The organism is Nonomuraea sp. NPDC050310, assembly GCF_040655795.1.
Lineage (GTDB): Bacteria > Actinomycetota > Actinomycetes > Streptosporangiales > Streptosporangiaceae > Nonomuraea.
On sequence record NZ_JBFAKP010000001.1, the window covers coordinates 894,003 to 916,916 of the forward strand.

At 71.3% G+C, this 22,914-nt stretch carries 22 protein-coding genes; 11 read left to right on the plus strand and 11 right to left on the minus strand.

What is annotated here, in order from left to right; genetic code table 11:
• Nucleotides 1–21 precede the first annotated feature (21 nt).
• On the minus strand, nt 22–825 hold the full coding sequence (locus AB0I67_RS04260) for an SAM-dependent methyltransferase (protein WP_357917315.1): 804 nt from the start codon (nt 823–825) through the stop codon (nt 22–24).
• Nucleotides 826–1,062: 237 nt separating this feature from the next.
• Between AB0I67_RS04260 and AB0I67_RS04265 the strand changes: the two genes are divergently transcribed.
• Nucleotides 1,063–1,887 carry an NAD(P)H-binding protein gene (locus AB0I67_RS04265; protein WP_357917318.1) on the plus strand — a complete coding sequence of 275 codons (825 nt, stop codon included), beginning with the start codon at nt 1,063–1,065 and terminating at the stop codon, nt 1,885–1,887.
• Between the two features lie 64 nt (nt 1,888–1,951).
• Here AB0I67_RS04265 and AB0I67_RS04270 read toward each other — a convergent pair whose 3' ends face one another.
• The 3 genes from AB0I67_RS04270 to AB0I67_RS04280 form a co-directional block, all read right to left on the minus strand.
• Complete coding sequence (locus AB0I67_RS04270) at nt 1,952–2,857, minus strand: NADP-dependent oxidoreductase (protein WP_357917321.1); 906 nt, start codon at nt 2,855–2,857, stop codon at nt 1,952–1,954.
• A gap of 51 nt (nt 2,858–2,908) precedes the next feature.
• Complete coding sequence (locus AB0I67_RS04275; protein WP_357917323.1) at nt 2,909–4,078, minus strand: MFS transporter; 1,170 nt, start codon at nt 4,076–4,078, stop codon at nt 2,909–2,911.
• Between the two features lie 106 nt (nt 4,079–4,184).
• On the minus strand, nt 4,185–4,898 hold the full coding sequence (locus AB0I67_RS04280; protein WP_357917325.1) for a TetR/AcrR family transcriptional regulator: 714 nt from the start codon (nt 4,896–4,898) through the stop codon (nt 4,185–4,187).
• Nucleotides 4,899–5,002: 104 nt separating this feature from the next.
• On the opposite strand from AB0I67_RS04280, the gene AB0I67_RS04285 reads away from it, so the two are divergent.
• From AB0I67_RS04285 to AB0I67_RS04310, 6 genes are all read left to right on the plus strand, one after another.
• Nucleotides 5,003–5,992, plus strand: a complete 990-nt coding sequence (locus tag AB0I67_RS04285) for a zinc-dependent alcohol dehydrogenase family protein (RefSeq protein WP_357917328.1) — start codon at nt 5,003–5,005, stop codon at nt 5,990–5,992.
• Between the two features lie 38 nt (nt 5,993–6,030).
• Nucleotides 6,031–6,393: a nuclear transport factor 2 family protein gene (locus AB0I67_RS04290; RefSeq protein WP_357917330.1), complete on the plus strand. Its 363-nt coding sequence runs from the start codon at nt 6,031–6,033 to the stop codon at nt 6,391–6,393.
• 206 nt (nt 6,394–6,599) lie between these two features.
• Nucleotides 6,600–7,346 (plus strand): helical backbone metal receptor, encoded by a 747-nt coding sequence (locus AB0I67_RS04295; protein WP_357917331.1) that lies wholly within the window; start codon nt 6,600–6,602, stop codon nt 7,344–7,346.
• Nucleotides 7,347–7,409: 63 nt separating this feature from the next.
• Complete coding sequence (locus AB0I67_RS04300; RefSeq protein WP_357917334.1) at nt 7,410–8,912, plus strand: phospholipase D family protein; 1,503 nt, start codon at nt 7,410–7,412, stop codon at nt 8,910–8,912.
• Nucleotides 8,912–9,646 (plus strand): phosphatase PAP2 family protein, encoded by a 735-nt coding sequence (locus tag AB0I67_RS04305; protein ID WP_357917337.1) that lies wholly within the window; start codon nt 8,912–8,914, stop codon nt 9,644–9,646. Before AB0I67_RS04300 ends, AB0I67_RS04305 begins: the two co-directional genes overlap by 1 nt.
• 3 nt (nt 9,647–9,649) lie before the next feature.
• The gene (locus AB0I67_RS04310) at nt 9,650–10,333 is read left to right on the plus strand and encodes a phosphatase PAP2 family protein (RefSeq protein WP_357917339.1); all 684 of its coding nucleotides are present in this window, start codon (nt 9,650–9,652) and stop codon (nt 10,331–10,333) included.
• Here the strand turns inward: AB0I67_RS04310 and AB0I67_RS04315 are convergent.
• From AB0I67_RS04315 to AB0I67_RS04335, 5 genes are all read right to left on the minus strand, one after another.
• Entirely contained in the window at nt 10,272–11,414 is a 1,143-nt protein-coding gene (locus tag AB0I67_RS04315; RefSeq protein WP_357917342.1) for an ROK family transcriptional regulator, read from the minus strand. The two genes, AB0I67_RS04310 and AB0I67_RS04315, sit on opposite strands and share 62 nt — an antisense overlap.
• Before the next feature lie 7 nt (nt 11,415–11,421).
• Nucleotides 11,422–12,267, minus strand: coding sequence for a carbohydrate ABC transporter permease (locus tag AB0I67_RS04320; protein ID WP_357917345.1), 846 nt, complete (start codon nt 12,265–12,267; stop codon nt 11,422–11,424).
• Nucleotides 12,254–13,198 (minus strand): sugar ABC transporter permease, encoded by a 945-nt coding sequence (locus AB0I67_RS04325; protein WP_357917348.1) that lies wholly within the window; start codon nt 13,196–13,198, stop codon nt 12,254–12,256. Before AB0I67_RS04325 ends, AB0I67_RS04320 begins: the two co-directional genes overlap by 14 nt.
• Complete coding sequence (locus AB0I67_RS04330; RefSeq protein WP_357917351.1) at nt 13,195–14,565, minus strand: extracellular solute-binding protein; 1,371 nt, start codon at nt 14,563–14,565, stop codon at nt 13,195–13,197. Before AB0I67_RS04330 ends, AB0I67_RS04325 begins: the two co-directional genes overlap by 4 nt.
• Nucleotides 14,566–14,644: 79 nt before the next feature.
• Nucleotides 14,645–15,523 (minus strand): sugar phosphate isomerase/epimerase family protein, encoded by an 879-nt coding sequence (locus AB0I67_RS04335; RefSeq protein ID WP_357917354.1) that lies wholly within the window; start codon nt 15,521–15,523, stop codon nt 14,645–14,647.
• Between the two features lie 191 nt (nt 15,524–15,714).
• Here AB0I67_RS04335 and AB0I67_RS04340 point away from each other — a divergent pair, with 191 nt between their 5' ends.
• A complete protein-coding gene (locus tag AB0I67_RS04340; protein ID WP_357917357.1) occupies nt 15,715–16,716 on the plus strand; it encodes a zinc-binding alcohol dehydrogenase in 1,002 nt (333 codons plus the stop codon).
• Nucleotides 16,713–17,498 (plus strand): sugar phosphate isomerase/epimerase family protein, encoded by a 786-nt coding sequence (locus AB0I67_RS04345; protein WP_357917360.1) that lies wholly within the window; start codon nt 16,713–16,715, stop codon nt 17,496–17,498. Before AB0I67_RS04340 ends, AB0I67_RS04345 begins: the two co-directional genes overlap by 4 nt.
• A 1,184-nt stretch (nt 17,499–18,682) precedes the next feature.
• Here AB0I67_RS04345 and AB0I67_RS04350 read toward each other — a convergent pair.
• Nucleotides 18,683–19,786, minus strand: a complete 1,104-nt coding sequence (locus tag AB0I67_RS04350; RefSeq protein WP_357917362.1) for a zinc-binding alcohol dehydrogenase — start codon at nt 19,784–19,786, stop codon at nt 18,683–18,685.
• Nucleotides 19,779–20,756: a Gfo/Idh/MocA family oxidoreductase gene (locus tag AB0I67_RS04355; RefSeq protein ID WP_357917364.1), complete on the minus strand. Its 978-nt coding sequence runs from the start codon at nt 20,754–20,756 to the stop codon at nt 19,779–19,781. The genes AB0I67_RS04350 and AB0I67_RS04355 overlap by 8 nt, the downstream gene beginning before the upstream one ends.
• An 83-nt stretch (nt 20,757–20,839) precedes the next feature.
• Between AB0I67_RS04355 and AB0I67_RS04360 the strand changes: the two genes are divergently transcribed.
• Nucleotides 20,840–21,775: a glucosyl-3-phosphoglycerate synthase gene (locus AB0I67_RS04360; protein WP_357917367.1), complete on the plus strand. Its 936-nt coding sequence runs from the start codon at nt 20,840–20,842 to the stop codon at nt 21,773–21,775.
• Nucleotides 21,772–22,914, plus strand: a complete 1,143-nt coding sequence (locus tag AB0I67_RS04365; RefSeq protein ID WP_357917370.1) for a glycosyltransferase — start codon at nt 21,772–21,774, stop codon at nt 22,912–22,914. The genes AB0I67_RS04360 and AB0I67_RS04365 overlap by 4 nt, the downstream gene beginning before the upstream one ends.

A 22,914-nucleotide genomic window follows, 5' to 3' on the forward strand; every position in this document is an offset into this window, starting at 1 on the left:
ACTCCGCCACCGGCCTCCGTCCTACGGCTTGCGGCCGATCGCGCCGTGCGCGTCGATCGGCGTGACCTCCTCCGCGTCCTCCTCCAGCCGCCAGTGCGAGATCGGCGCGAGGCCCGGCTCGACCAGTTCCAGGCCGGTGAAGAACTCGCCCATCTCGGCGAGCGAGCGCAGGTGGTACGGCACGGCCCCGCTCTCGGCCAGCTTCTCGCTGCCCTCGGCCACCGCGTCGCCGGTCGCCGTGCCGTCCCACAGGACCAGGTGGCTGCCCGACGGCAGCGCGCCGACGACGCGGTCCACGATCGACCTGGCCGCCTGGTGGTCCTCGACGTAGCCGAGCACGCCCATGAACATCACCGCGATCGGCTTGGTGAAGTCGAGCACGTTGTGCGCGTCCTCGACGATCAGCTCGGGCTCGTTGTAGTCGCCGTCGAGGTAGGCGGTGACGCCCTCGGGCGTGGTGTTCTTCAGCAGCGCCCGCGCGTGCACCAGCACCAGCGGGTCGTTGTCGACGTAGACGATGCGCGAGTCCGGGGCGAGCCGCTGCGCGATCTCGTGCGTGTTCTGCATGGTCGGCAGGCCGGTGCCGATGTCCAGGAACTGCCGGATGCCCGCCTCGCCGGCCAGGTAGCTCACCGCGCGGGTCAGGAACTTGCGGGACTGCTGCGCCATCCGGACGATGTCGGGGTACACCGCGGCCACCGCGTCGCCGGCGGCGCGGTCGGCCTCGAAGTTGTCCTTCCCGCCCATCCAGTAGTTCCAGATCCGGGCGGCGTGCGGGATCTCGGGGTGGATCCTCGCTTCGAGGTCCAGGCGCTCGTTCGGCATGGTCGGTGGCTTTCTGGGTTGTTCGCGCAGGGATGTTACGAAGATCGTAAGCCGCGGCACCGTTTCGGACCGCCGAATCCATATAAATGCCCACAGAACGGTTTTGGAACGATCCATATGCGAGCTCGCGCGAAGCCGCCTAGCCTTCCCCGGGTCCGGGATCGCCGCCGCGAAAACCATGGCCACGGACGCGGTGGCGCTCCCTCTGTCCAGCCTCGAAAGCCCATGAGGAGAACCATGACGATCCTGGTGACGAGCGCGACCGGCACCGTGGGACGGCACGTCGTGACGGAACTGCTGAAGGCCGGGCAGCCCGTCCGCGCGCTCACCCGCCGTCCCGAGACCGCCGCCCTCCCGGCCGAGGCCGAGGTGCGCGGGGGCGACCTCGACCGGCCCGACACCCTCCGCGCCGCACTCGCCGGGGCGGAGCGGCTCTACCTGTTCCCGGTCCCGGAGACCGCGGCCGAGGTCGTGGCGCTCGCCGTCGAGTCCGGCGTGCGCCGCATCGTCCTGCTGTCCGGCGCGGGCGCGGACGACGACGCCTTCGACACCGGCTACCGCGTCGTCGAGGCGGCCGTCCAGTCCTCCGGCGTGGACTGGACCTGCCTCCGTCCGGGCGAGTTCGCCGCCAACTGGCTCGACTGGGCCCCGGCGATCCGCGCCACCCGCACTCTGTCCCGGCCCTACGCCCAGGCGGTCACCCAGCCGACCCACGAACGCGACATCGCCGCCGTGGCCGCCGCCGCCCTCCTCCAGGACGGCCACGAAGGACGCACCCACACCTTCGCCGGGCCCGAGGCCCTGACCGTCGCCGCCCAGCTCGACACCATCGCCAAGGCGCTCGGCGAGCCCATCCGTCTCGACGAGCTCGACCCCGCGGCGGCCCGGACCCAGTGGATCTCCGACGGCTACCCGCCCGAGGTCGTCGACTGGCTCTTCGGCCTCTGGGCCACGCCCGCCTCGCTCAACACCGAGTGGGCCGAGGTCGTCCCCGCCCTCACCGGCCGCCCGGCCCTGACCTTCGCCGACTGGGCGAACGAGCACGTGGCCGCGTTCAGATAGCCCGCGTCCTGACGCCGAGTGGCGCGGCCCGCCGGACCGCGCCGCTCCTTTCTCGGGGCCGCTTTCAGAACGTCAGCACCACCTTCCCGCTCAGCCCGCCCTGGTGGAACCGCTCGTGCGCGGCCCGCACCTGCTGCAGGCCGTACTGCGAGTCGACCCGGACCCGCAACCCACCGCCGTCCACCGCGGCCGCCAGCAGCGCGAGGCCCAATCCGTCCTCCCGAACCTGATGGACCGTGGTGCGCACCCCTCGATGCGACAGATCGGGCACCATCCCGGCCTGGGTGGCGATCGACGCATACCGCCCACCGTCGGCGACAGCATCCACCACGAAAGCCCCGAACGTATCGAAGACCGCGTCATACCCGCCCGCCCGCAGCTCGCTGACGTCGGTCGTGGCAGACCTGGCCCCCAACCCCTGCACCACCGCCACCTGCTCCGGCCTCGCCACCAGCCCGTCCACATGCGCCCCGCGCGCGGTCGCGAGCTGTACGGCCAGCCCGCCCACCGCCCCCGCCGCCCCGGCCACCAGCACCCTGTCGCCTGGCCCGACCTCCAGCCAGTCGAGGGTCTGCAACGCCGTCAGCCCCGGCAGCGGCAGCCCCGCCGCCTCCGCCAGACTGATCGACCCCGGTGCCCGCGCGATCGACCCCGCCGCAACCGCCACCAGGTCCGCCCATGTCCCCCGCCCGGTCTCGAGCTGGTGCACCATCCCGAACACCCGCTCGCCCACGGCCAGCCCGCTCGTCCCCGGCTCCACCACGACCCCGGCCAGTTCCCAGCCCAGCGTCATCGGCACCGGCGGCGTCCCCTCCCCGATGCCCCCGCTCCGGGTCTTGTCGTCCACGGGGTTGACGGCCGAGGCCACCACCCGCACCAGCACCTCCCCGTCCCCGGCGACCGGCTCCGGCACCTCCACCAGCCTGAGCTCGTCAAGCCCGCCGAAGCGGTCGATCTGTACGGCCCGCATGTCCAGCCCCCACTTGTTGGATGAGCATCCAACAATAACCCCGCCCCGCGATCACCTCCTCAGCGCCCACAGGGCGACCACCATGAGCAGGGCGACCAGCCCGCCGCACACCATCACGGCCGAGACGGAGAAGGCGTCGACCACCCGCCCCCCGAGGAACGCGCCGAGCGCGAAGGTCGCCTGGAAGGCCGAGGTGAAGACGACGGTGGCGGCTTCGGGCGCGTGCGGGGCGGCGGTCATGAACGACGCCTGCGAACACACCGGCACCCCGCCGTAGGCCACGCCCCAGACCATGAGCAACACCACGGCCCCGACGGCCGTGCCGCCGATCGAGGGCAGCAGCAGGGTGGCCGCCGCGATCAGGGCTCCCGCGGTCGCGTAGGCGGCTCGCAGGCGGGTGGCGGTGGCCTTGCCGGCCAGGAAGTTGCCGGCGATCCCGGCGACGCCGTACGCCAGCAGGACGGCACTGACCGCCGCCGGAGCCAGCCCGGTGACGTCCTGGAGGAAGGGCGTGACGTAGGTGTAGGTGCCGAAGTGGGCCAGCACGATGAGGAAGGTGGCCACCAGCGCGACGGCCGCACCCCGGCTGCGCAGCAGGTCGAGCAGCACGCGAAGGCTGGTGACCTGATGGGCCGGCAGGGGCGGCAGCAGCACCAGCAGCGCGACCAGGACCACGACCGCCAGCGCGGCCAGGACCCAGAAGGCGGTCCGCCAGCCCGCGAGGTCGCCGATGAACGTCCCGGCCGGAACCCCGAGCACCGACCCCAGCGGCACCGCGGAGAAGATCACCGCCGTGGCGGTCCCGACCGCGTGCGGCGGCACCAGGCGCCCGGCCAGTCCCGCCCCGATCGACCAGAACCCGCCGATGGTGAGGCCGACCAGCACCCGGGAGGCCAGCATGACCCAGTAGGACGTCGCCGTCGCGGCCAGTACGTCGGCCACGGCCAGCACCGCCATGAGCACGCACAACATCATCCGCCGGTCCAGCCGCGCGGTGGTTAGCGTGACGACCGGCGCGGCGACCGCCGCGACGATCCCGGGCAGGGACATGGTCAGCCCGGTCGTGCCGTCGGAGATGCCGAAGTCGGCGCCGATCGCGGTCAGCAGGCCGATGGGCAGGATCTCGCTGGTGACGATGGCGAAGATGCCGAGCATCAGCGCGGTGATCGCGAGCCAGTCGATCAGGGGCGAGCGGGTGCGGGCGAGCGTGGCGGTGGACATGGTTCCCGTTCAGGCTGGTGGGCGAGTGAGGCGGCACCCAGCCAAACAGCGATCGACCCCTCGCCACCGGCACGTTTCGGACGCGACCAGTGGCCGCCCTCGCCCGCTACCGGGAGCCGTCGGGCAGCCCGAGTGACCTGATCAGGTCCTTCATCTCGGCTCGGTACAGGTCGCCCGGCCGCAGGGCCTGCGGCCCGAGGTGCCCGTAGATCTCCAGCGCGACCAGCCCGTGCATGCGCCCCCACAGCCGCAACGCCAGGGCGAGCGCCGCCGGGGGCAGGTCGGGGAAGGCCTCCCGGACGGTGGCCACCAGTCCGGGGGCGAACGCCTCCCAGGCCACGTCGTCGTCCTGCACCGCCTCGGCGTACGGCCAGGCCGCGGCGGCCAGCCCGGTGAGCCCGAGGCAGGCCCGTTTGGCGGCCTTGGGCGCCGGCCCGCCCTCGGGCGGCTGGTAGCCGGCCACCGGATCGCCGTAGATCAGCCGGAAGCCCTGCGGGTTGGCCAGCGACCACTCGCGCAGTGCGGTGGCCCAGGCCAGGATCCGCCCGGCGACGTCCTCGTCCGGGAGCGCGTCGCGGGCGGCCTCCACATGGTCGACGAGCGCGCCGTACACGTCGTTGATCAGCTCGGTGATCAACGCGTCGCGGGTGTCGAAGTAGCTGTAGACGGCGCTTCCGCTCATCTCCAGGTCCCGGGCGATGGCCCGCAACGAGATCGCGTCCGGGCCTCCCTCGGCCAGGTGCCGCAGGGCCGTCGCCTTGATGTCGGCGGTCGTCTGCGCCCGCAACCGCGCCCGTCTCCCCAGAGTCTGCTGTCCCACGGTTGACATCGTACAGCGCTCCGATACAGTGCGGCGTATGAAAATTGTGCACTGCACGGAAATCGTTCGGTGCACAATGCTAGCTGTCTACCAGGGAGAATGACGTGGCGAACGTGGTGCTGTTCGATCGGCTGGGCGGTCCCGAAGTGCTCCGGCTCGCGGAACTGCCGCTGCCCGAGCCGGGCGAGGGCGAGGCGCTGGTCCGCATCGACGCGATCGGGCTGAACCGGGCCGAAGCGCTGTTCCGCTCCGGCGGGTACTACTACCAGCCCACCCTTCCCGCCTCCCGCCTGGGCAGCGAGGCGGCCGGCCTCGTGGAAGCGGTCGGCCCCGGGGTGACGGACTTCGCCCCGGGCGACCAGGTGAGCGTGCTGCTGGTCGGCATGGGGATGTCGGAACACGGCGTCTACGCCGACCGCGTGGTCGTGCGGGCGGAGGCCCTGCTGCCGCGGCCCGCGTGGGTGGACGCCCCCGTCGGGGCCGCGACCTGGCTGTCCCACCTGACCGCCTACGGCGCGCTGCTGGAGGTCGGCCGCCTCCAGCCCGGCGACCCCGTGCTCATCACCGCCGCCTCCAGCAGCGTCGGCACCGCGGCCATCCAGGTCGCCGGCCAGATCGGGGCCGTGCCGATCGCCGTGACCCGCAGCTCCGCCAAGACCGAGCGCCTGCTCCAGGTCGGGGCCGCGCACGTCATCGCCACCGATCGCGACGACCTGGCCGAGCGCGTCCGGGACCTCACCGGCGGCAAGGGAGCGCGCGTCGTGTTCGACTCGGTCGGCGGACCCGGCCTCACCGCCCTCGCGGAGAACGTCGCCGAGGACGGCGCGCTCATCGTGTACGGCTGGCTGGACCCGCGCCCGGCGCCCCTGCCCATGAACTGGCCGCTCAACGTGCACGGCTACGGGGCGCACCACGTCACCCGCGACCCCGCCCGGATGCGCCGGGCCACCGCCTTCATCACCGCCGGTCTGCGCACCGGCGCGCTCACCCCGGTGATCGACCGCACCTTCGACCTGCGCGACATCGCCGAGGCCCACCGTTACATGGAGACCAACGGCCAGACCGGCAAGATCGTCGTCACCGTCCAGCACTGAACCCGACCGTGCAGCACTGAACTCGGAGGAACCCCCTGATGAGCACCACGCCCGCGGACACCATCCAGCGCCTCATCGACGCCATCAACGAGCGCGAACCGGCCCGCCGCCGATCCCTGATCGAGCAGACCTTCACCCCCGACGGCGCCTACACCGACCCCGACGACGACGTCCAGGGCTACGACGCGCTCGACGCCCTCTTCGACCGGCTCCAGCACCAGGCACCACCCGAGCTGCGCTTCAGCCTGCTCGGCCAGGTCGACGCCCACCACCACCAGGCCCGCTTCACCTGGCAGTACGGGCCCGCCGACGCACCGGCCGCCCTGGCGACCGGCGGCGACGTCGCCGTCTTCCACGAGGGCCGCATCCACCGCCTGTACGCCTTCTTCGACCAGCCCTGATCCCTCGTCTGTGCGTGTTCCTTGCCACCAGGCGGGGCACCCGAGCAGCCGGCCCCTCCCCACATCCCACCTCGCTGCCTTGCGGAGATCACCCCACCCCTGGGGGTCCGGGGCCGGGAGGCCACCGGTGTGGGGGAGCTAGGCTCCCTCACGAGGGGAGCCCGAGCCCGAACGCGCGTAGCGCGCTGGAACGAAGGACCATGCCGGTGCAGGACGATCTGGGCAATGTCGTGAAAATTCCGGCCGAAGTCCGGCGGGTGGTCTCGCTGGTGCCGTCGCTCACCGAATCGGTGGCGGACACAGGACTGCTGGTCGGGGCAACGGAGTGGTGCACACATCCCCAAGGGCTGGACGTCACCCGGGTGAAAGGGACGAAGAACCCGGACGTGGCGAAGATCGTGGAGCTCCAGCCCGACGTGGTGCTGGCGAACTTCGAGGAGAACCGCGAGCCCGACCTGCAAGAGCTGAGGGAAGCCGGGATCGCGGTGTGGGTGACCCGCATCCGCACCGTGGAGGAGGCGTTCCAGTCGCTCGGCCGGATGTTCACCGACGCCTGCCGTACCGAAAAACCAAGGTGGCTGGGTGAGGCGGAAGCGGTGTGGGCGGAGGTCAGGCCGGAGCGGCGGCGGACGGCGGTGGTGCCGATCTGGCGCAGGCCGTGGATGGTGGTGGGAAGCGGCACGTTCACCGGTGACGTGCTGCGCCGGCTCGGGGTGGACAACCTGTTCGAGGAGCACGAGGAGCGGTACCCGAAGGTCCCGGTGGCCGAGATCGCGGCGATGCGGCCGGATCTGGTGGTGCTGCCGGACGAGCCGTACTTCTTCACCGCCGACGACGGACCCGAGTGTTTCCCCGGCCTGGACACCGCGCTGGTGAGCGGACGGTTGCTCACCTGGTACGGCCCGTCGCTGGTGCAGGCGCCGGCGACGCTGCGGGCGGCGCTCGGCACCTGAGCGGCACGTCGGACGGAGACGGGGGCACGCATGGCAGCCGGTTAGGCGGGTAGCCAGAGGCGGGTGCGGCTCGAAGACTGGTTCCTGACCGAAGAGGAGCGAGGCAACCCCGCGACCAAGCTGGACGCCTGGTCCACGGGGAATCTGGTACGCCCGCTCATCCACGGCGCGACCTACTTCAAGGAGCTGAAAGCCTGCATAGACGCCCTGGAGAAGGACGACCTGCTGCTGTTCTCCGACTGGCGAGGCGACCCCGACGAGCGGCTGACCGACGACGGGCCGGGCGTGGCCAAGGTCATGGCCGAGGCGTCGGAGCGCGGCGCGCTGGTACGGGGCCTGATCTGGCGCTCGCATCTGGACAAGCTGCGCTTCTCCGCCGAGGAGAACCGGCATCTGGGTGAGGAGCTGGAGGAGCACGGCGGCCAGGCTCTGCTGGACACGCGGGTGAGGCCGGGCGGCTCCCACCACCAGAAGTTCCTGATCATCAGGCACGATCGCCGCCCCGAGGACGACATCGCCTTCGTCGGCGGCATCGACCTGTGCCACAGCCGGCGCGACGACGCCGAGCACCACGGGGATCCGCAGGCCGCGCCGATGCCGAAGGTGTACGGCGAGCGTCCGCCCTGGCACGACGTGCAGGTGGCGATCAGGGGCCCGGCGGTGGCCGAGGTGGAGAAGGTGTTCTGCGAGCGCTGGGAGGACCCGGCGCCGGAGACCCGCCAGCCGATCAGGCGGCTGCGTGACCACCTGGCCCGCATGGACGACGTGCCGCCGCTGCCGAAGCCCGGGCCGCCGCCCGAGCCGGTGGGGACGCATGCCGTCCAGTTGCTGAGGACTTATCCCGCCAAACACCCGCCTTACCCCTTCGCGCCGGAGGGGGAGCGGAGTGTGGCGCGGGCTTACCACAAGGTGCTGCGGCGTGCCGAGTCGCTGGTCTACCTGGAGGACCAGTACCTGTGGTCGACGGAAGTGATCGAGCCGTTCGCGCGCGCGCTGGAACGGAACCCGGGGCTCAGGATGATCATCGTGGTGCCCCGCTATCCGGACCAGGACGGCTGGCTGGCGGGGATCGCCAGCGAGATCGGCCGGGCCGACGCGCTGGAGCGGCTTCTCAAGGCGGGAGGTGACCGGGTGGCCGTCTACGACCTGGAGAACCGGGCCGGGGTGCCGATCTACGTGCACGCGAAAGTGTGCGTGGTCGACGACACCTGGGCGACGGTGGGGTCGGACAACGTCAACCTGCGTTCGTGGACGCACGACTCGGAGCTGAGTTGTGCGGTGCTGGATCACGACTTCGCCCGAGGGCTGCGGCAGTTGCTGGCGGCCGAGCATCTGGAGGCCGACCGGCCGCCGGAGGAGATGTTCGAGGCGTTCGCCGAGTCGGCGGAGCGGCTGGAGGCGTGGCACCGGGGCGGGCGCAGGGGCGCGAGACCACCCGGACGGCTTCGGCCGCATCCGAAGGTCGAGCTGACGAGGTGGCGGCGGACGGTGGTGCTGCCGCTGTACAAGCTGGCGGTGGACCCCGACGGCCGGCCGCCGCGCCTGCGCCGGGCGGGTGAGTTCTGATGGCAGGACAGCAGACCGCCAAGAACCCGTGGGCCAACCTGGCCGTGGACCTGACCGTCGCCTCGCTCGTGGTCGCACTGGTCAGCGTGCCGTTCCTGCTGATCGCCGTCCTGGTCAAGGTGACCTTCGAGCCGTTGCACGGCCTGGACCAGACGGTGGCGGCGAACCTGCACGCCTACGCGCTGGCCAATCCGGACCGCACCGAGTTCGTGTGGTGGTGGAGCGAGATCTTCGGCCCCTGGCCGTGGCGCATCGCGGTCCTGCTGCTCGCGGCCTGGGCCGGGTGGCGCGGGGCGACGAGGGTGGCGTTGTGGGCGATCACCACGATCACCGTGGGCGGGCTGCTCGGCCTGCTGCTGAAGATCATCACCGATCGGGCCCGGCCCGAGTTCCCCGACCCCGTGGCGTTCGCGCCGGGGGAGTCGTTCCCCTCCGGGCACGCGTTGAGCGCGACCCTGGGCGCGGGGGTGATCGTCCTGATGCTGCTGCCCTTCATGTCACGGAAGATCAAGATCGTGGCCTGGGCGCTCGCCGCCTTCCTCGCCCTGTCCGTGGCCTACACCCGCATCGCGCTCGGCGTGCACTGGGTGAGTGACGCCGTCGGCGGGGTACTGCTGGGCATCGCCGTCATCGCGGCGACCACGATCGCCTTCGAGCGCTGGCGCCGGGAGCGGGGCCGCCCGCCCGCCGACCCGCACCTCGAAGGTGTCGAACCTGAGATGACCCGGAAGTGAGGCATGGCCACATATTTACGAGAATTCGGCAAGACTCTGCTCGCCCCGCTGATCGCCCTGGCCCTGGTCACCTTCGCCGTGGGCAAGGCCGTGCTCGCCCTGGGGCTGTCCTCCGCGGAGTCGGGCCTGATGCGCGATCTGGCCGCGGCGCGCAACGGCGACCTCAACGCCCTGTCCGACCTGGGCAGCAGCCTGTCGGACACGCCGTACATCGTGGCCGGGACGGCGATCCTGGCGATCGTCTTCCGGCTGGTGTTCAAGCGCTGGCTGGAGTCGCTCTTCCTGATCGCGGCGGTCTGGTCGCAGTCGCTGGTCTTCCTGGCCACGACGCAACTGGTCGGCCGCGACCGGCCGCCGGTCGAGCACCTCGACCCGGCGCCGCCCACGTCGAGCTGGCCCTCGGGCCACGTCAGCGCGGCGGTCTGCTTCTACGCGGGCGTGGCCATCGTGCTGACCCTGCACACGCGCCGCTCGCTGCACGCGCTGTGGTGGGTGCTCGCGGTCGCCGCGACGCTGGCGGTCGCGCTCTCGCGCCTGTACCGGGGCATGCACTTCTTCAGCGACGTGCTGGGCGGTGTCGTGCTGGGCACGGTCTGCCTGGTCGTCGCCACCCGGGCGGTGCTGCTCAGGAGAGAGCGAGCGCGGCGTCGACCGTCTCCGGTGCCAGCACGTGCTCCATCACCATGACGGCGGTGCCGATGATGCCGGCCCGATCGCCCAGCGCGCTGGTGACGATGTTGAGGTTACGGGTGGTGTACGGCAGGCTCCGCCGGTAGACGCTCTCGCGGATGCCGGTCAGGTAGTGCTCGCGCGTCTCGGCCATGTCGCCGGCCAGCACGAGCACGCCGGGGTTGAGCAGGCTGACCGCGGTGGCCAGCACCACGCCGAGGGTCCGGCCGGCTTCCTGGGTGCGCGCGATCGCCTCCGGGTCGCCGGCGTGGACCAGGCGGACCACGTCCCGGCTGGAGTCCAGCCCGAGGTCTCCGGCCAGGGCGTGGCCGGAGGCCAGGGAGGCCACGCAGCCGCGTGAGCCGCAGGTGCAGACCCGGTCGTCGGTCTCGCGCAGCCGTACGTGGCCGATGTTGCCCGCGCCCTCGTCGACGCCGCGGTAGATGCGGCCGTCGAGGATGAGGCCGGCGCCGATGCCGGTGGAGACCTTGATCAGCAGCAGCGAGCGCGTCTTGCGGTGCACCGACCACCACTCGCCCAGGGCCATCGCCTTGGCGTCGTTCTCCACCAGGATCGGCACGTCGAACTCGGTGCGCAGGGTGTCGCAGATCGGGTGGTCGTCCCAGCCGGGCATCAGGAAGGACCTGATCACCCGCCCGGAGGTGTGGTCCACCGAGCCGGGCAGGTCGAGACCGATCGCGCACACCCGCGACCGGTCACGGCCGGAACGGTCGAGGAGCCGCTGGAACGCCTGCCGTACCCAAGTCATCACCTGCTCGGGCCCTCGCTCGATGCGCATCTCGGTGAACTCCTCCGCCAAGGGCCGCGCGGCCAGGTCGGTCAGCGCGGCCCTGGCGTGGCTGGCGCCCAGGTCGGCGACGAGCGCCAGGTGGGTGCCCGCGTCCACGTCGAGCACGCTCGGCGGGCGCCCGCCTGCGGAGGAGGCCACTCCCGACTCGTGGATGTACCCGGCCTCGATGAGCCGGTCGACCCGGTCGGTGATGGTCGAGCGGGACAGCCCGCTGTACTCGATGAGCTCCTTGCGCGTACGGCAGGAGCCCTCCCGGATCAACTGGAGGACCTGGCCTGCCGTCAACATCTGAGGGTTATCCCTTCTCTGCTCCCGCGGTCAGCCCCTCGGTCAGGAGCCGCTCACTGGCGAAGAACACGATCACGATGGGCAGCGTCAGAACCACCGATCCTGCCATGAGAACGGTGGTCGGAATCTCGATACTGCCCGCAAGCTGAGAAAGACCCAGGCTGACCGTCCACCGGTCGCGCCGCTCGACGAGAAAGAGCAGGGCGAACAGGAACTCGTTCCAGGCGATCATGAAGGCGTAGAGCCCGGTCGCCATCAGCGCGGGTTTCGACAGCGGCAGCACCACCCGCCAGATGGTGGAGATGCGCCCGCAGCCGTCGATGGCGGCGGCCTCCTCCACGCTCGGCGGGACGGTCTCGAAGTAGTTGCGCAGCATGTAGACGGTCACCGGCACGGTCTGCGCGATGTAGACCAGGATCAGCCCCGGCAGCGAGCCGCGCAGCCCGATCATCGTGAAGAGCACGAAGAGCGGGATGGCCAGGATGATCGCCGGGAAGAGGTAGACCGCCAGGAAGAGGAAGTGCACCTGGCGGCGGCCGAAGAAGTTCAGCCGGGCCACCGCGTAGGCGCCGGGGATGGAGATCAGCAGGGTCACCGCGACCGAGGCGACCGCGACGATGGCGCTGTTGGCCATGAAGGTGAGGAAGCCCTGCCGGGTCAGCACGTCGTGGTAGGTGGCGAGGGTGAAGCTGCGCGGCAGGAGCGAGCCCGGGTCGAGGATCAGCTCCTGGATGTCGCGGATGGACAACATCACCATGTAGAAGAACGGGAAGGCCGTGGCCAGGAAGAGCACGGCGATGGTCAGCGGCTTCAGCACCCGCAGGACGCCGCGCTCGACGCTATCCCTGCTCATCGGCCCTCCCGAAGAAGCGCAGGTAGATGACGAGGAAGACGACCAGCACCACGGCCAGCACGATGGCCTGCGCGGCGGAGGCGCCGATGTCGTCGCGGGCGGTCAGGAAGTTGTAGACCCGCACGCTGACCACCTCGGTGCCCGCGCCGCCGCCGGTGAGCAGGTACACGTCGTCGAACTTGGTGAAGGTGAAGACGAAGCGCAGCACGCTGAGCAGCGCCACGATCCGCCAGAGCTGCGGCATGATCACGTATCGGAAGCGCTGGGTCGGCGTCGCCCCGTCCACGGTGGCCGCCTCCTCCAGCTCGTGCGGCATCGCCTGCAGCCGGGCCAGGATGAACAGGAAGGCGAACGGGAAGTACCGCCACGCCTCGAAGGCGATCACCGTGAGCAGCGCGACCGGCACCTCCAGCCCGAGGAAGGTGCCCTTGGCCTGGGTGAGGAAGGCGATCGGCTCGTCGAGCCAGCTGTTGACGATGCCGTACTGCGGGTTGAGCATGACCTCCCACAGGAAGGCCACCGCCACCACCGGCGCGACGTAGGGGATGAGGATGGCCGCGCGCACCGCCGTCCGGCCGGGGAACCGGTCGCGCAGGGCGAGCGCGGCGACCAGGCCGATCGCGATCGACAGCGCGGTGCCGGCCACGGTGTAGGCCAGCGTGTTGCCCAGCGCGCCCCAGAAGCCGGGCTCGGCCAGGACGTAGCTGAAGTTCTCCAGGGTGTAGTTGCCGAACAGCCCCGCCTGGCGGATGTTGATCAGCCGGACGTCCTGGAAGGCCAGCATGATCGCCCACAGCAGCGGGAGCACCACCACGACCAGCGTGATGATCAGCGTGGGCGAGATGAGGGCCAGGCCCGCCCGGCCCTCCTGCTCGCGCAGTGTCCGCCCCCGCCGCGGCGGGCGGGGACGGGCGGTGGTGGCGCCGGTCACTGGCGGATCCCGCGCTTGATCGTCTCGACGTCGGTCTTGGCCTGGTCGGCCGCGGCCTGGGCGGTCAGCGAACCTTCGACGATGCCGCTGAGCGCCTTCGGCACCGGGAGCTCGCCCATGGCCGCGCCGACGAGCTTGCCCTGGCCCTGCGGGATGCCCCAGCGGGCGATGGTGTCGGGCGCCTTGCGCAGCGCGTCGAGCACGTCGGCCGGGTAGATCTCCGACAGCGGCTTCTTGCTGTCCACCCCGGCGGGCAGCTTGTCCCACTTGGTGGCGAAGCTGGTGCGGGTCGGGAACTTGCCTTCCGGCGCCATGCCGAGCCAGCGCTCGTAACCCTCGTTCATCATGAACGCCACGAACTTCTGGGCGGCGTCCTTGGAGGCGTCCCGGGTGATCGCCCACGAGACGATCTCGCCGTACTGCGCGGGGGCCGCGCCGTCGGGGCCCTTCAGCGCGGTGACCACGCCGGTGTTCTTGGCCAGCCACTCCTTGTCCGAGCGGCACTCGGCGCACGAGGGCAACGCGTCGTTACGGAGCGAGGCGAGCTCGTCGAGGATGAAGGAGGACCAGATCGTCATCGCGGCCTTGCCGGAGAAGTAGGTCGCGCGGGTGGAGTCGACGTCCTGCTTGCCCTTGACCGAGTACTGCGTGCCGAGCTTGGAGTAGAAGTCGAAGGCCCGCACGCACGCCGGGCTGTTGAGCGCGACGTTCCCGGACTTGTCGACGAGCTCGCAGCCGTTGGCCAGCGCCACGTGCTCGAAGCTCTGCGCGGTGAAGGAGTCCTTGGGCGCCACCGCCAGCGTGATCCCCGCGACGCCGCCGGTGTTGAGCTTGGCCGCCGCCGCCTCCATCGCCTCGTAGGTCTCCGGCGGCTCCAGCCCGGCCTTCTCGAACAGGTCCTTGCGGTAGAGCACGAGCTGGGCCCACGCGTCGCTCGGCACGGCCAGCAGCTTGCCGTCGCTGGTGTTCAGCTCCAGCGCGCGGGCCGAGAAGTCGCCCCGGCCGAGCTGGTCGACGACCTTGCCGGGGGTCTCGGTGTCGAGCAGGTCGTTGGCCTCCAGCTCGCGCACCGCCGACAGCGGCAGGGCCCCGATGACGTCGGGGAGCTTCCCGGCCGCCGCGGCGGCGGTGATGGACTGGCTGAACTGGTCCTCGGCCATGCCGACCAGCTCCACCTTGATGCCGGTCTTCTGGGTGAACTCGTTGACGATCTGCTGCTGGACCGCGATGCGGTCGGCGAGGTTCTCCTCGGTCCAGACGGTGATCTGGCTGGCCTGCGACCCCTCGGGCTCCGCGTCGCCGCCGCACGCCGTGGCCGCGAGGGCCAGGAGTGCGGCGGAGAGGACGGCGGTCACCTTGTACGGCATGGCACGCTCCTCCGGTTGTGCAGACGGGAGCGCCCAGAGAGAGGGACGGGCCCTCCCGAATCAACGGATGAGCCCGGACCTACCCTCTGATGAGCGGCCGCAACGTGTGGTAGGCGATTCCGAGACCGGTTTGCACCCGACTCGTGCTCCCGCTCCACACCGGATCCTCATGTTCCACAGAGACCACACCGTCGTAGCCGCCCTCCTGGAGGGTGTCGATCAGCCGGGTCCAGTCGACGCTGCCCCGGCCGGGCACGCGGTAGCGGAACCAGCCCTTGGAGCCGTCGATCGGGCCGTAGAAGCCGTAACGATCGATCTTTCCGGGCAGTATTTCCGTGTCTTTCGCCTGGACGTGCGAAATATCCGAAATGTACGGCTTCGCCGCGGCGATCGGGTCGATCCCCAGCGCGACCAGATGCGACGGGTCGTAGTTCAGCTTGAGCCCGAGTCCGAACATCCATTCCCACAGTTCGGGGGAGTAGGCGAGGTTTCCCGGATAGCCGTCGGGGTGCCACGACTTCATCGGGCAGTTCTCGATGACGATCTCCACGCCGTGCCGCCGGGCGTACTCGGCGAGCGGGCCGAGGAGGTCGGTGCCGCGCTTGAGGTTCTCCGAGACCGGCAGCGCCGGATCGCGCCCGACGAAGGTCCCGACGGTGGGGCAGCCGAGCGCCGCCGCGGCCTCGACGCAGCGCTTCACATGCTCGTTGACCTGCGGATCGATGAGGTTGTTCTCGTAGTACGCGAGCGACGACAGGGTCAGTCCCGTGTCGTCGAAGATCTTCGCGACACGGGCTTGTTCCGCGTCGTCGAAGGCGTCTGCTCTGATGTGATTTCGGTCATCCGTTGCCGGCCATGCCGCCACTTCCAGGGCCTCGAAACCCTGGTCGACGGCCCACTGCGCGATGTCGGAAAGGTTGCTTTCCGGAAGACACGCGGTGAGGAACCCCAATTTCATTTGTCGCCTCCTATCTAAGCCGTAGACTTACGAGGGCCAATCACGCCACTATCGCATGCCAAGAAGCGCTAAATACTCAACTTTTGATTGATCAAAAAGCGTAAGTGTGGGGAATGCACGTCATCACGATTGAAGAGCCTGGCGTCGTCGGCCTCCGCGTGGAACGGTCCGGTGCGCTTCAGCCGGGCTGCGTGCGGGTCCGCACTCGCTATTCAGGCGTTTCGGCGGGGACAGAACTCACCGCCTACCGGGGCACCAACCCCTACCTCAGCCGGAAGTGGGACACCGAGCGACGGCTGTTCGTCGAAGGCCAGACCCACGCCTACCCGCTGGCCGGGTGGGGCTACCAGGAGGTCGGCGAGGTGGTCGAGGCCGCCCCCGACGTGACCGACCCGCCGGTCGGCAGCCTGGTGTGGGGCGTGTGGGGACATCGGGCCGAGGCGGTGCTGCCCGCCGACCGCCTGGCCGGGCACGTGCTGCCGCCCGGCGTCGACCCGCTCGTCGGGGTCTTCGCCCGCGTCGGCGCGATCGCGCTCAACGCGGTCCACGCCGCCGACATCCACCTGGGCGACCAGCTCGCCGTCTTCGGCCAGGGCGTCATCGGCCTGCTCGCCACCCGCCTGGCCCGGCTCAGCGGCGCCCGCGTCATCGCCGCCGAGGGCATCCCCGCCCGGCTGGAGCTGGCCAAGGCCTTCGGCGCGGTCGAGACCTTCGACGTGGCCACCGGAGCCTCCTGCGCGGAGTTCGTCCGCAAGCGGATCACCGGCTGCGACACCGCCATCGAGCTCAGCGGCAACGTGCGCGCCCTGCACGAGGCCATCCGCACCGTACGGCAGGGCGGCCGCGTGGTGGCGGCCGGCTTCTACCAGGGCGACGGGCTCGGCCTGCGGCTCGGCGAGGAGTTCCACCACAACCAGGTGCACCTGGTCTCCAGCCAGATCGGCGGCGTCGCCTCCTGGCTGTCCCACCGCTGGGACGTCGAGCGGCTCCAGCGCACCTTCATGGAGCTGGTCTACCGCGAGGAGGTGGACGTCGCCCGGCTGGTCACCCACGTCCTGCCCGCCACCCAGGCCGCCGAGGCCTACGAACTGCTCGACCATCATGCGGCCGACGTGCTGCAGCTCGTGTTCAGCTTCCCCGACCCCCCGGACGACGACTGCCCAGAAGAGTCCCAACACCAGGAGGTCACGTGAGGCTCGCCGTACAGGAACAACTGCTGCCCGGGCGGACGCTGCAGGAGAAGTTCGCCTTCGCCGTCGACGCCGGCTTCGACGCGATCGAGCTGAGGGGCAAGGGCGACTTCCACTTCGCCAGCCGGCTCACCGAGCTGAAGCGGGCGCTGGCCGACGGGGTGGTCATGCCCACGGTCTGCGTGGACATGCCGCACTTCATCGGCGACTTCGACCCGGCCAAGCGCAAGGACGCGGTGCAGCAACTGCGCTCGCAGCTCAGCGTGATCGGCGAGCTCGGCGGCATGGGCGTGATGACCCCGGCCTCCTGGGGACAGTTCTCCCGCCGCCTGCCGCCCTTCGAGCCGCCGCGCAGCGCGAGCGAGGACCGCGAGGTGCTGGCCGAGGCGCTGGCGGTGCTGGGCGAGCACGCCCAGCGCAACGGCGTGCTCATCATGCTGGAGCCGCTCAACCGCTACGAGAACCACATGGTCAACACGCTGGCCGAGGCGGTCTCCTACTGCGCGATGGACTCCATCCGGGTGGCCGGCGACACCTACCACATGAACATCGAGGAGGACGACCCCTGCCGCTCGCTGGTGGAGGCCGCGCCGTACCTCGCGCACATGCAGATCAGCGAGTCGAACCGGAACCAGCCCGGCACCGGTCACCTCGACTGGGCCGCGCAGCTCGCCACGCTCGACGCGGTCGGCTACGACGGCTACCTCGCCCTGGAGTGCCGCCTGCGCGGCGAGCCCGAGATCGTCCTTCCCCAGACAGCCTCCTTCATCAGGAAATTCCTATGATCTTGAGAGACGCGGTGCGCGTCCTGGTCGCCAACTGGGACGGCTCCTACACCGTCCCCTCGCGGCGCCTGTACCCCCACCAGTGGAGCTGGGACTCCGCCTTCATCGCCATCGGCAACGCGCGCTGGTCGCCGCGCCGGGCCCGGGTCGAGCTGCTCAGCCTGTTCGGCGCGCAGTGGCGCGACGGCCGGGTGCCGCACATCGTCTTCAACCCGGTCGTGCCCGAGGGCGCCTACTTCCCGGGTCCCGACTTCTGGCAGGTCCGGGCGCCTTCCGGGAGCGCCACCTCGGGGCTGGTGCAGCCGCCGGTGCACGCCCTGGCCGCCTGGCGGGTGCACCAGGCCGCGCCCGACGCCGCCTTCCTGCGCCGCATCTACCCGCGCCTGGTCGCGCAGCAGGAGTTCCTGCGCTCGGCGCGGCGTTCGGCCGACGGCCTCATCTCGATCGTCCACCCCTGGGAGTCGGGGATGGACAACAGCCCGGCCTGGGACCAGCCGCTGGCCGCGGTCGAGGCCGCACCGATCGGCTCGGCCCGCCGCGACCTGGCCCACGTCGACCCGGCCGAACGGCCCACCGACCGCGACTACGAGCGCTACGCCGCGCTCGCCCGCGCCTACCGCGACACCGGTTACCGCCGCGCGGGCGCCTTCGAGGTGGAAGACCCGCTCTTCACCACCGCGTACGGCGTAGCCGAGTCGTGCCTGGCGAGGATCGCCGCCGAGATCGGCGCCAACCCCGCCCCGCACGAGGCGGAGGCCGCCGCGACCACGCGGGCGATGGTCGAGCACCTCTACCACGACGGCCTGTTCCACGCCCGCTACGCCGGAACCGGGTGCCTGATCCGCTCGCACAGCGCCGCCGGCCTGGTGCCGCTCATGCTGGCCGATCTGCCCAAGGAGATCGCCGGCGCGCTGATCGGCACCGCGCTCGACCGCTTCGAGGTCAAGGGCGGCCTCATCCCGAGCTACGCGCCGGGGGCGCCGGAGTTCGACGCCGCCCGGTACTGGCGCGGGCCGAGCTGGATCAACCTGACCTGGCTGATCTGGCAGGGCCTGCGCGAGCGCCGTCCCGACCTGGCCGCGCTGGTCGCCGACGGCATGCTGCGCGCGGTCGCCCGGGCGGGCTTCCGCGAGTATTTCGACCCGTTCACCGCCGCCGGGCACGGCTGCCGCGACTTCAGCTGGTCAGCGGCCCTCGTCCTCGACGTCGCGGCTGAGCACGGCCTGGACGGTGTGGCGGCGCCGGGCGGCCAGGTCGAGCAGGAACTCGGGCGCCTGGCCGAAGCCGAGCACGTCGGTGACCACGTGCCGGCGTAGCTCCTCACCCCTGGACCGCAGCAGCTCCAGCGTCTCGGCCGAGAGCCGCTCGCGGTCCCAGGAGTGGGCCAGGCCGCGCGGCACCCGGCCGATCTGCGCGCAGCGGACGGCCAGGCCGTTGTGGTGGAACTCCTCGCCGAGCCGGACCTCGTCCGCGCCGCCGGGGTAGAAGGCCAGGTCGATCACGGTGCCCTGCGGGCGGAGCAGCTTCAGCGCCAGGGCCAGCGCCCTGGCCTGACCGCGGCACTGGAAGACCACGTCGGCGCCCCGGTCGTCCTTGGTGTGCCGCCAGCGCAGCTTGAGCGCGACCAGTTCCTCCTCCGTGACGGTCATGGTGGACAGGCCCAGCGCCCGCGCGACCGCCAGCCGCTCGGCGGTCTCGTCCACGACCACCACCTCGGCCGCGCCCTGCTGGACCGCGAACAGCGCGACCAGCAGGCCGACCACGCCGGCCCCGGTCACCGCGACCCGCCGGCCGCGCACCCCGTCGCCCAGCTCGCGCACGTCGGGCCCGTACAGGTCGTGCGCGGCGTGCAGCAGGCCGTTGGCGCAGATCGGCCCCATGTGCGCGACGTAGATGCCGAGCAGCGGATCGAGGTCGTCGGGCAGCTCGACGAACCGCTCGTCGGCGGCGCTGGCCAGGTGCTCGGTGCGGTGCCCGTAGGTCATGGCGACCAGGGCGCCCTCCTTGACCGCGTCGGTGGCGCTCTCCACCACCCGGCCCACCTGCATGTAGCCGAAACCGCGCACCGGGTACGGCGTCGCCGGCTCACCCGCCCGGAACAGGCCCTGGACCGGGTCCCAGGAGCCGAGCTGGAAGGGGTTGGTGCCCTTGACGAAGGTGAGCTCGGTGCCCGCGGAGATGCCGCTGTAGACCGTCTCGACCCGGAACTGGCCCGGCTCGGCCGGGGGCAGCTCGCGTTCGACCCAACTGATCACGCCCGGCCCGTCGACGCTCAGCGTCTCAGCCATCGAGCGCCCCCTTTCCGAAACCGTCCAGCGTCACCGGTTCACCCCGCCGGGCCGACTCGGCCACGGCCAGGGCCAGCCGGTGCGTCCGCAACGCCTCCTCGTACGGCACGCGGATGTCGGCGCGCTCGCCGCGCACCGCGTTGACGAACTCCCGGTCCACCGCCTGCTTGGCGGCGCCGGAGTCCTCGCGCACCACTTCGCCGTTGACCACCAGCCGGGTCTCGCCGATCTCCAGGGCGATGCCCTCGGCGTGCACCTCCAGGCCGGCGCGGTGCTTGTGCTCCAGCAGGCAGGTGGTGGCCAGCATCCCCGCCGCCCCGCTCTCGAAGCGCAGCACGGCCGCGGTGGCCCAGTCGACGCCTTCGCGCGCCGCCGGCACCGCGTGCACCATGGCCACCTCGCCGACCAGGACGCGGGCCAGGTCCAGTACGTGGACGGCCTGCTCGACGATCTGGCCGCCGGACAGCTCGGGGTCCAGCCACCAGCCCACCGGGGGCACCTTGTCGAGCCAGTGGCCGAGTGCCAGCCGTACCTCCCGGCCGGCCAGCCGGTCGGCGGCCTCGGCGAGGACGTCGAGGTAGCGCCAGTGGTGCCCGACCGCGGACGGCAGGCCGCGGCGGGCCAGCTCGGCGGCGATCTTCTCGCCGGTGGCCAGGTCAAGCGCCAGTGGCTTTTCCACAAATATCGGCAGATTGCACGACAGGGAGTCAAGTTCGGGGTTACCGTGCGCGAAAGGAGGCACACACACGTAAACCGCATCAAGACCGCCGGCATCCAGCAGGTCGGCATGGCCGCCATAGGCGGGGGCGCCATGTTTCGAGGCCAGAGCCTCGGCCTTGTGGGAATCGGGGTCGGCGATCCCCACGATGCGCACGTCGGGGAAGCCGGAGAGGACGTCTGCGTGGCGGGCGGCGACGTTTCCGGCACCGATGAGGCCGATTCGGGCTTTTTCGAGGGGCATGGTCGGCATATCCCACGCTGGGGGCCAAGCAAACGAGATGTTCTAAATGCGCAGGCTCGGGCAGGGAAAGGCGGCCATACACAGGAGGCTTCATGCAGACAGATTCCCTGGCGCGGGCCAGGCAGTGGCTGGAACCCCACACCAGCCGGGCCGCCGACTGGCCGGTCGAGACGCTGTGCAAGGCCAAGGGCTCCACCACGGTCAGCGTCGTCCTGCCCGCGCGTGATGAGGAACGCACCGTCGGCGAGATCGTCCGTACGATCCGCCGGGACCTCCCCGAGCTGGTGGACGAGGTGCTGGTGGTCGACTCCCGCTCCACCGACGCCACCGCGGCGGTCGCCGCGGCGGCCGGGGCGAAGGTGGTCCACCAGGACGCCGTCCTGCCCGCGCTGCCGCCCATGTCGGGCAAGGGCGAGGCGTTGTGGAAAGGCCTGGCCGCCTCCACCGGCGACCTGGTCGTGTTCATCGACGCCGACCTGCGCAACTTCGAGGCGCACTTCGTCTCGGGCCTGCTCGGCCCGCTGCTCACCGACCCGTCGGTGCACTTCGTGAAGGGCGCCTACGAGCGGCCGCTGCGGGGCCGGCGCGGCGAGGGCGGGCGGGTCACCGAACTGGTGGCCCGGCCGGTGCTCAACCTGTTCTGGCCCGAGCTGGCCGGCTTCATCCAGCCGCTGGGCGGGGAGTACGCCGCCCGGCGCGAGGTGCTGGAGCGGGTCCCGTTCGTCACCGAGTACGGGGTGGAGATCGGCCTGCTCATCGACCTGCTGGACCTGGTCGGTCTCGACGCGATGGCCCAGGTCGACCTGGGCAGCCGCGAGCACGGTCACCAGTCCACCGCCGCGCTGGGCCGCATGTCCGGGCAGATCCTGCTCACCGCCTGGTCGCGGCTGGAACGGGAGGGCCGCATCGTCGCCTCGGAGGCGCCCGCCTCCACGCTGTTGCAGTTCACTCCTTCCGGCAAGGAGCGCCCGGCCGAGGTGTCGGTCGCGGAACGCCCCTCGCTGGCCTCGGTGAGGACGGCCATATGAAGATCCTGATGAACGCCGGGCCGTGGCTGCCCGTGCCGCCCGCCGGATACGGCGGGATCGAGAACATCGTCGCGACCCTGGTCCCGGAGCTCCGGGCCAGAGGGGTCGAGGTCGTGCTGGCCACGGTCGGCGGCAGCACGATCGAGGTGGACGAGGTGCTGCACGTCTTCGACGAGGGGCAGTTCGCCCATCTGCAGAAGCCGTACAACCAGGTGATGGGCCTGGCGCACGCGCACCAGGCCGGCGTGGTGGCCGAACTGCGCCGCCGCGACGACATCGACCTGGTGCACGACCACCTCGAAGTGGTCGGCCCGGCGGTGCTGTCGGCGCTCGGCACCCACCGGGTGCTGCACACCCTGCACTGGGACCTGCACAAGCACCCCGACCTCTACGGGAACTGGCCGCGCGGCATCGCCGTCAACGGCGTCTCGCGCTCGCAGCTCGCGCGGGCGCCGCAGTCGCTGCAACGGGCCTCGCTGGGCGCGATCTACCTGGCCACCCCGCTCGCGGGAACGGTCCCGCCGATGGAGCGCAACGACCATCTGATCGTCATGGGCCGGGTCTGCGGGCTCAAGGGCCAGCACATCGCCGCCCGGCTCTGCCAGAAGCTGGGGCTCGGCCTGGTGCTGGCCGGGCCGGTGAGCGGGCTCAACGACGCCGCCGAGCTGGAGCAGGTGCTGGGCGACCCCGAGCATCCGCTGCACGGCCATCCGGACGTCCGCTACCACGCCGAGGAGGTGGCCCGCTATCTCGACGGCGACCTGGTGCGCTGGGTGGGCGGCGTCGCCGGCGAGGAACGCGACCGGCTGTACGGCTCGGCCCGCGCCGCGCTCTTCCCCATCCAGTGGGACGAGCCCGGCGGCACCGCGGTCGTCGAGGCGATGGCTCTGGGCGTGCCGCCGATCGGCCTGCGCCGCGGCTGCCTGCCCGAGCTGATCGACCACGGCCGGACCGGCTTCCTGGCCGACACCGAGGAGGAACTGGCCGAACTGGTGCTCCGGGCCGACGAGATCGACCCGGAGGAGTGCCGCCGCGAGGCCCGGGCCCGCTTCTCGCCCGGCGTGATGGCCGAGCACTACCTGGAGCTCTACGAGCGGCTCATCGGCCAGGCCCGGCCGCGCAGGAGCGGCCAGGAGTGA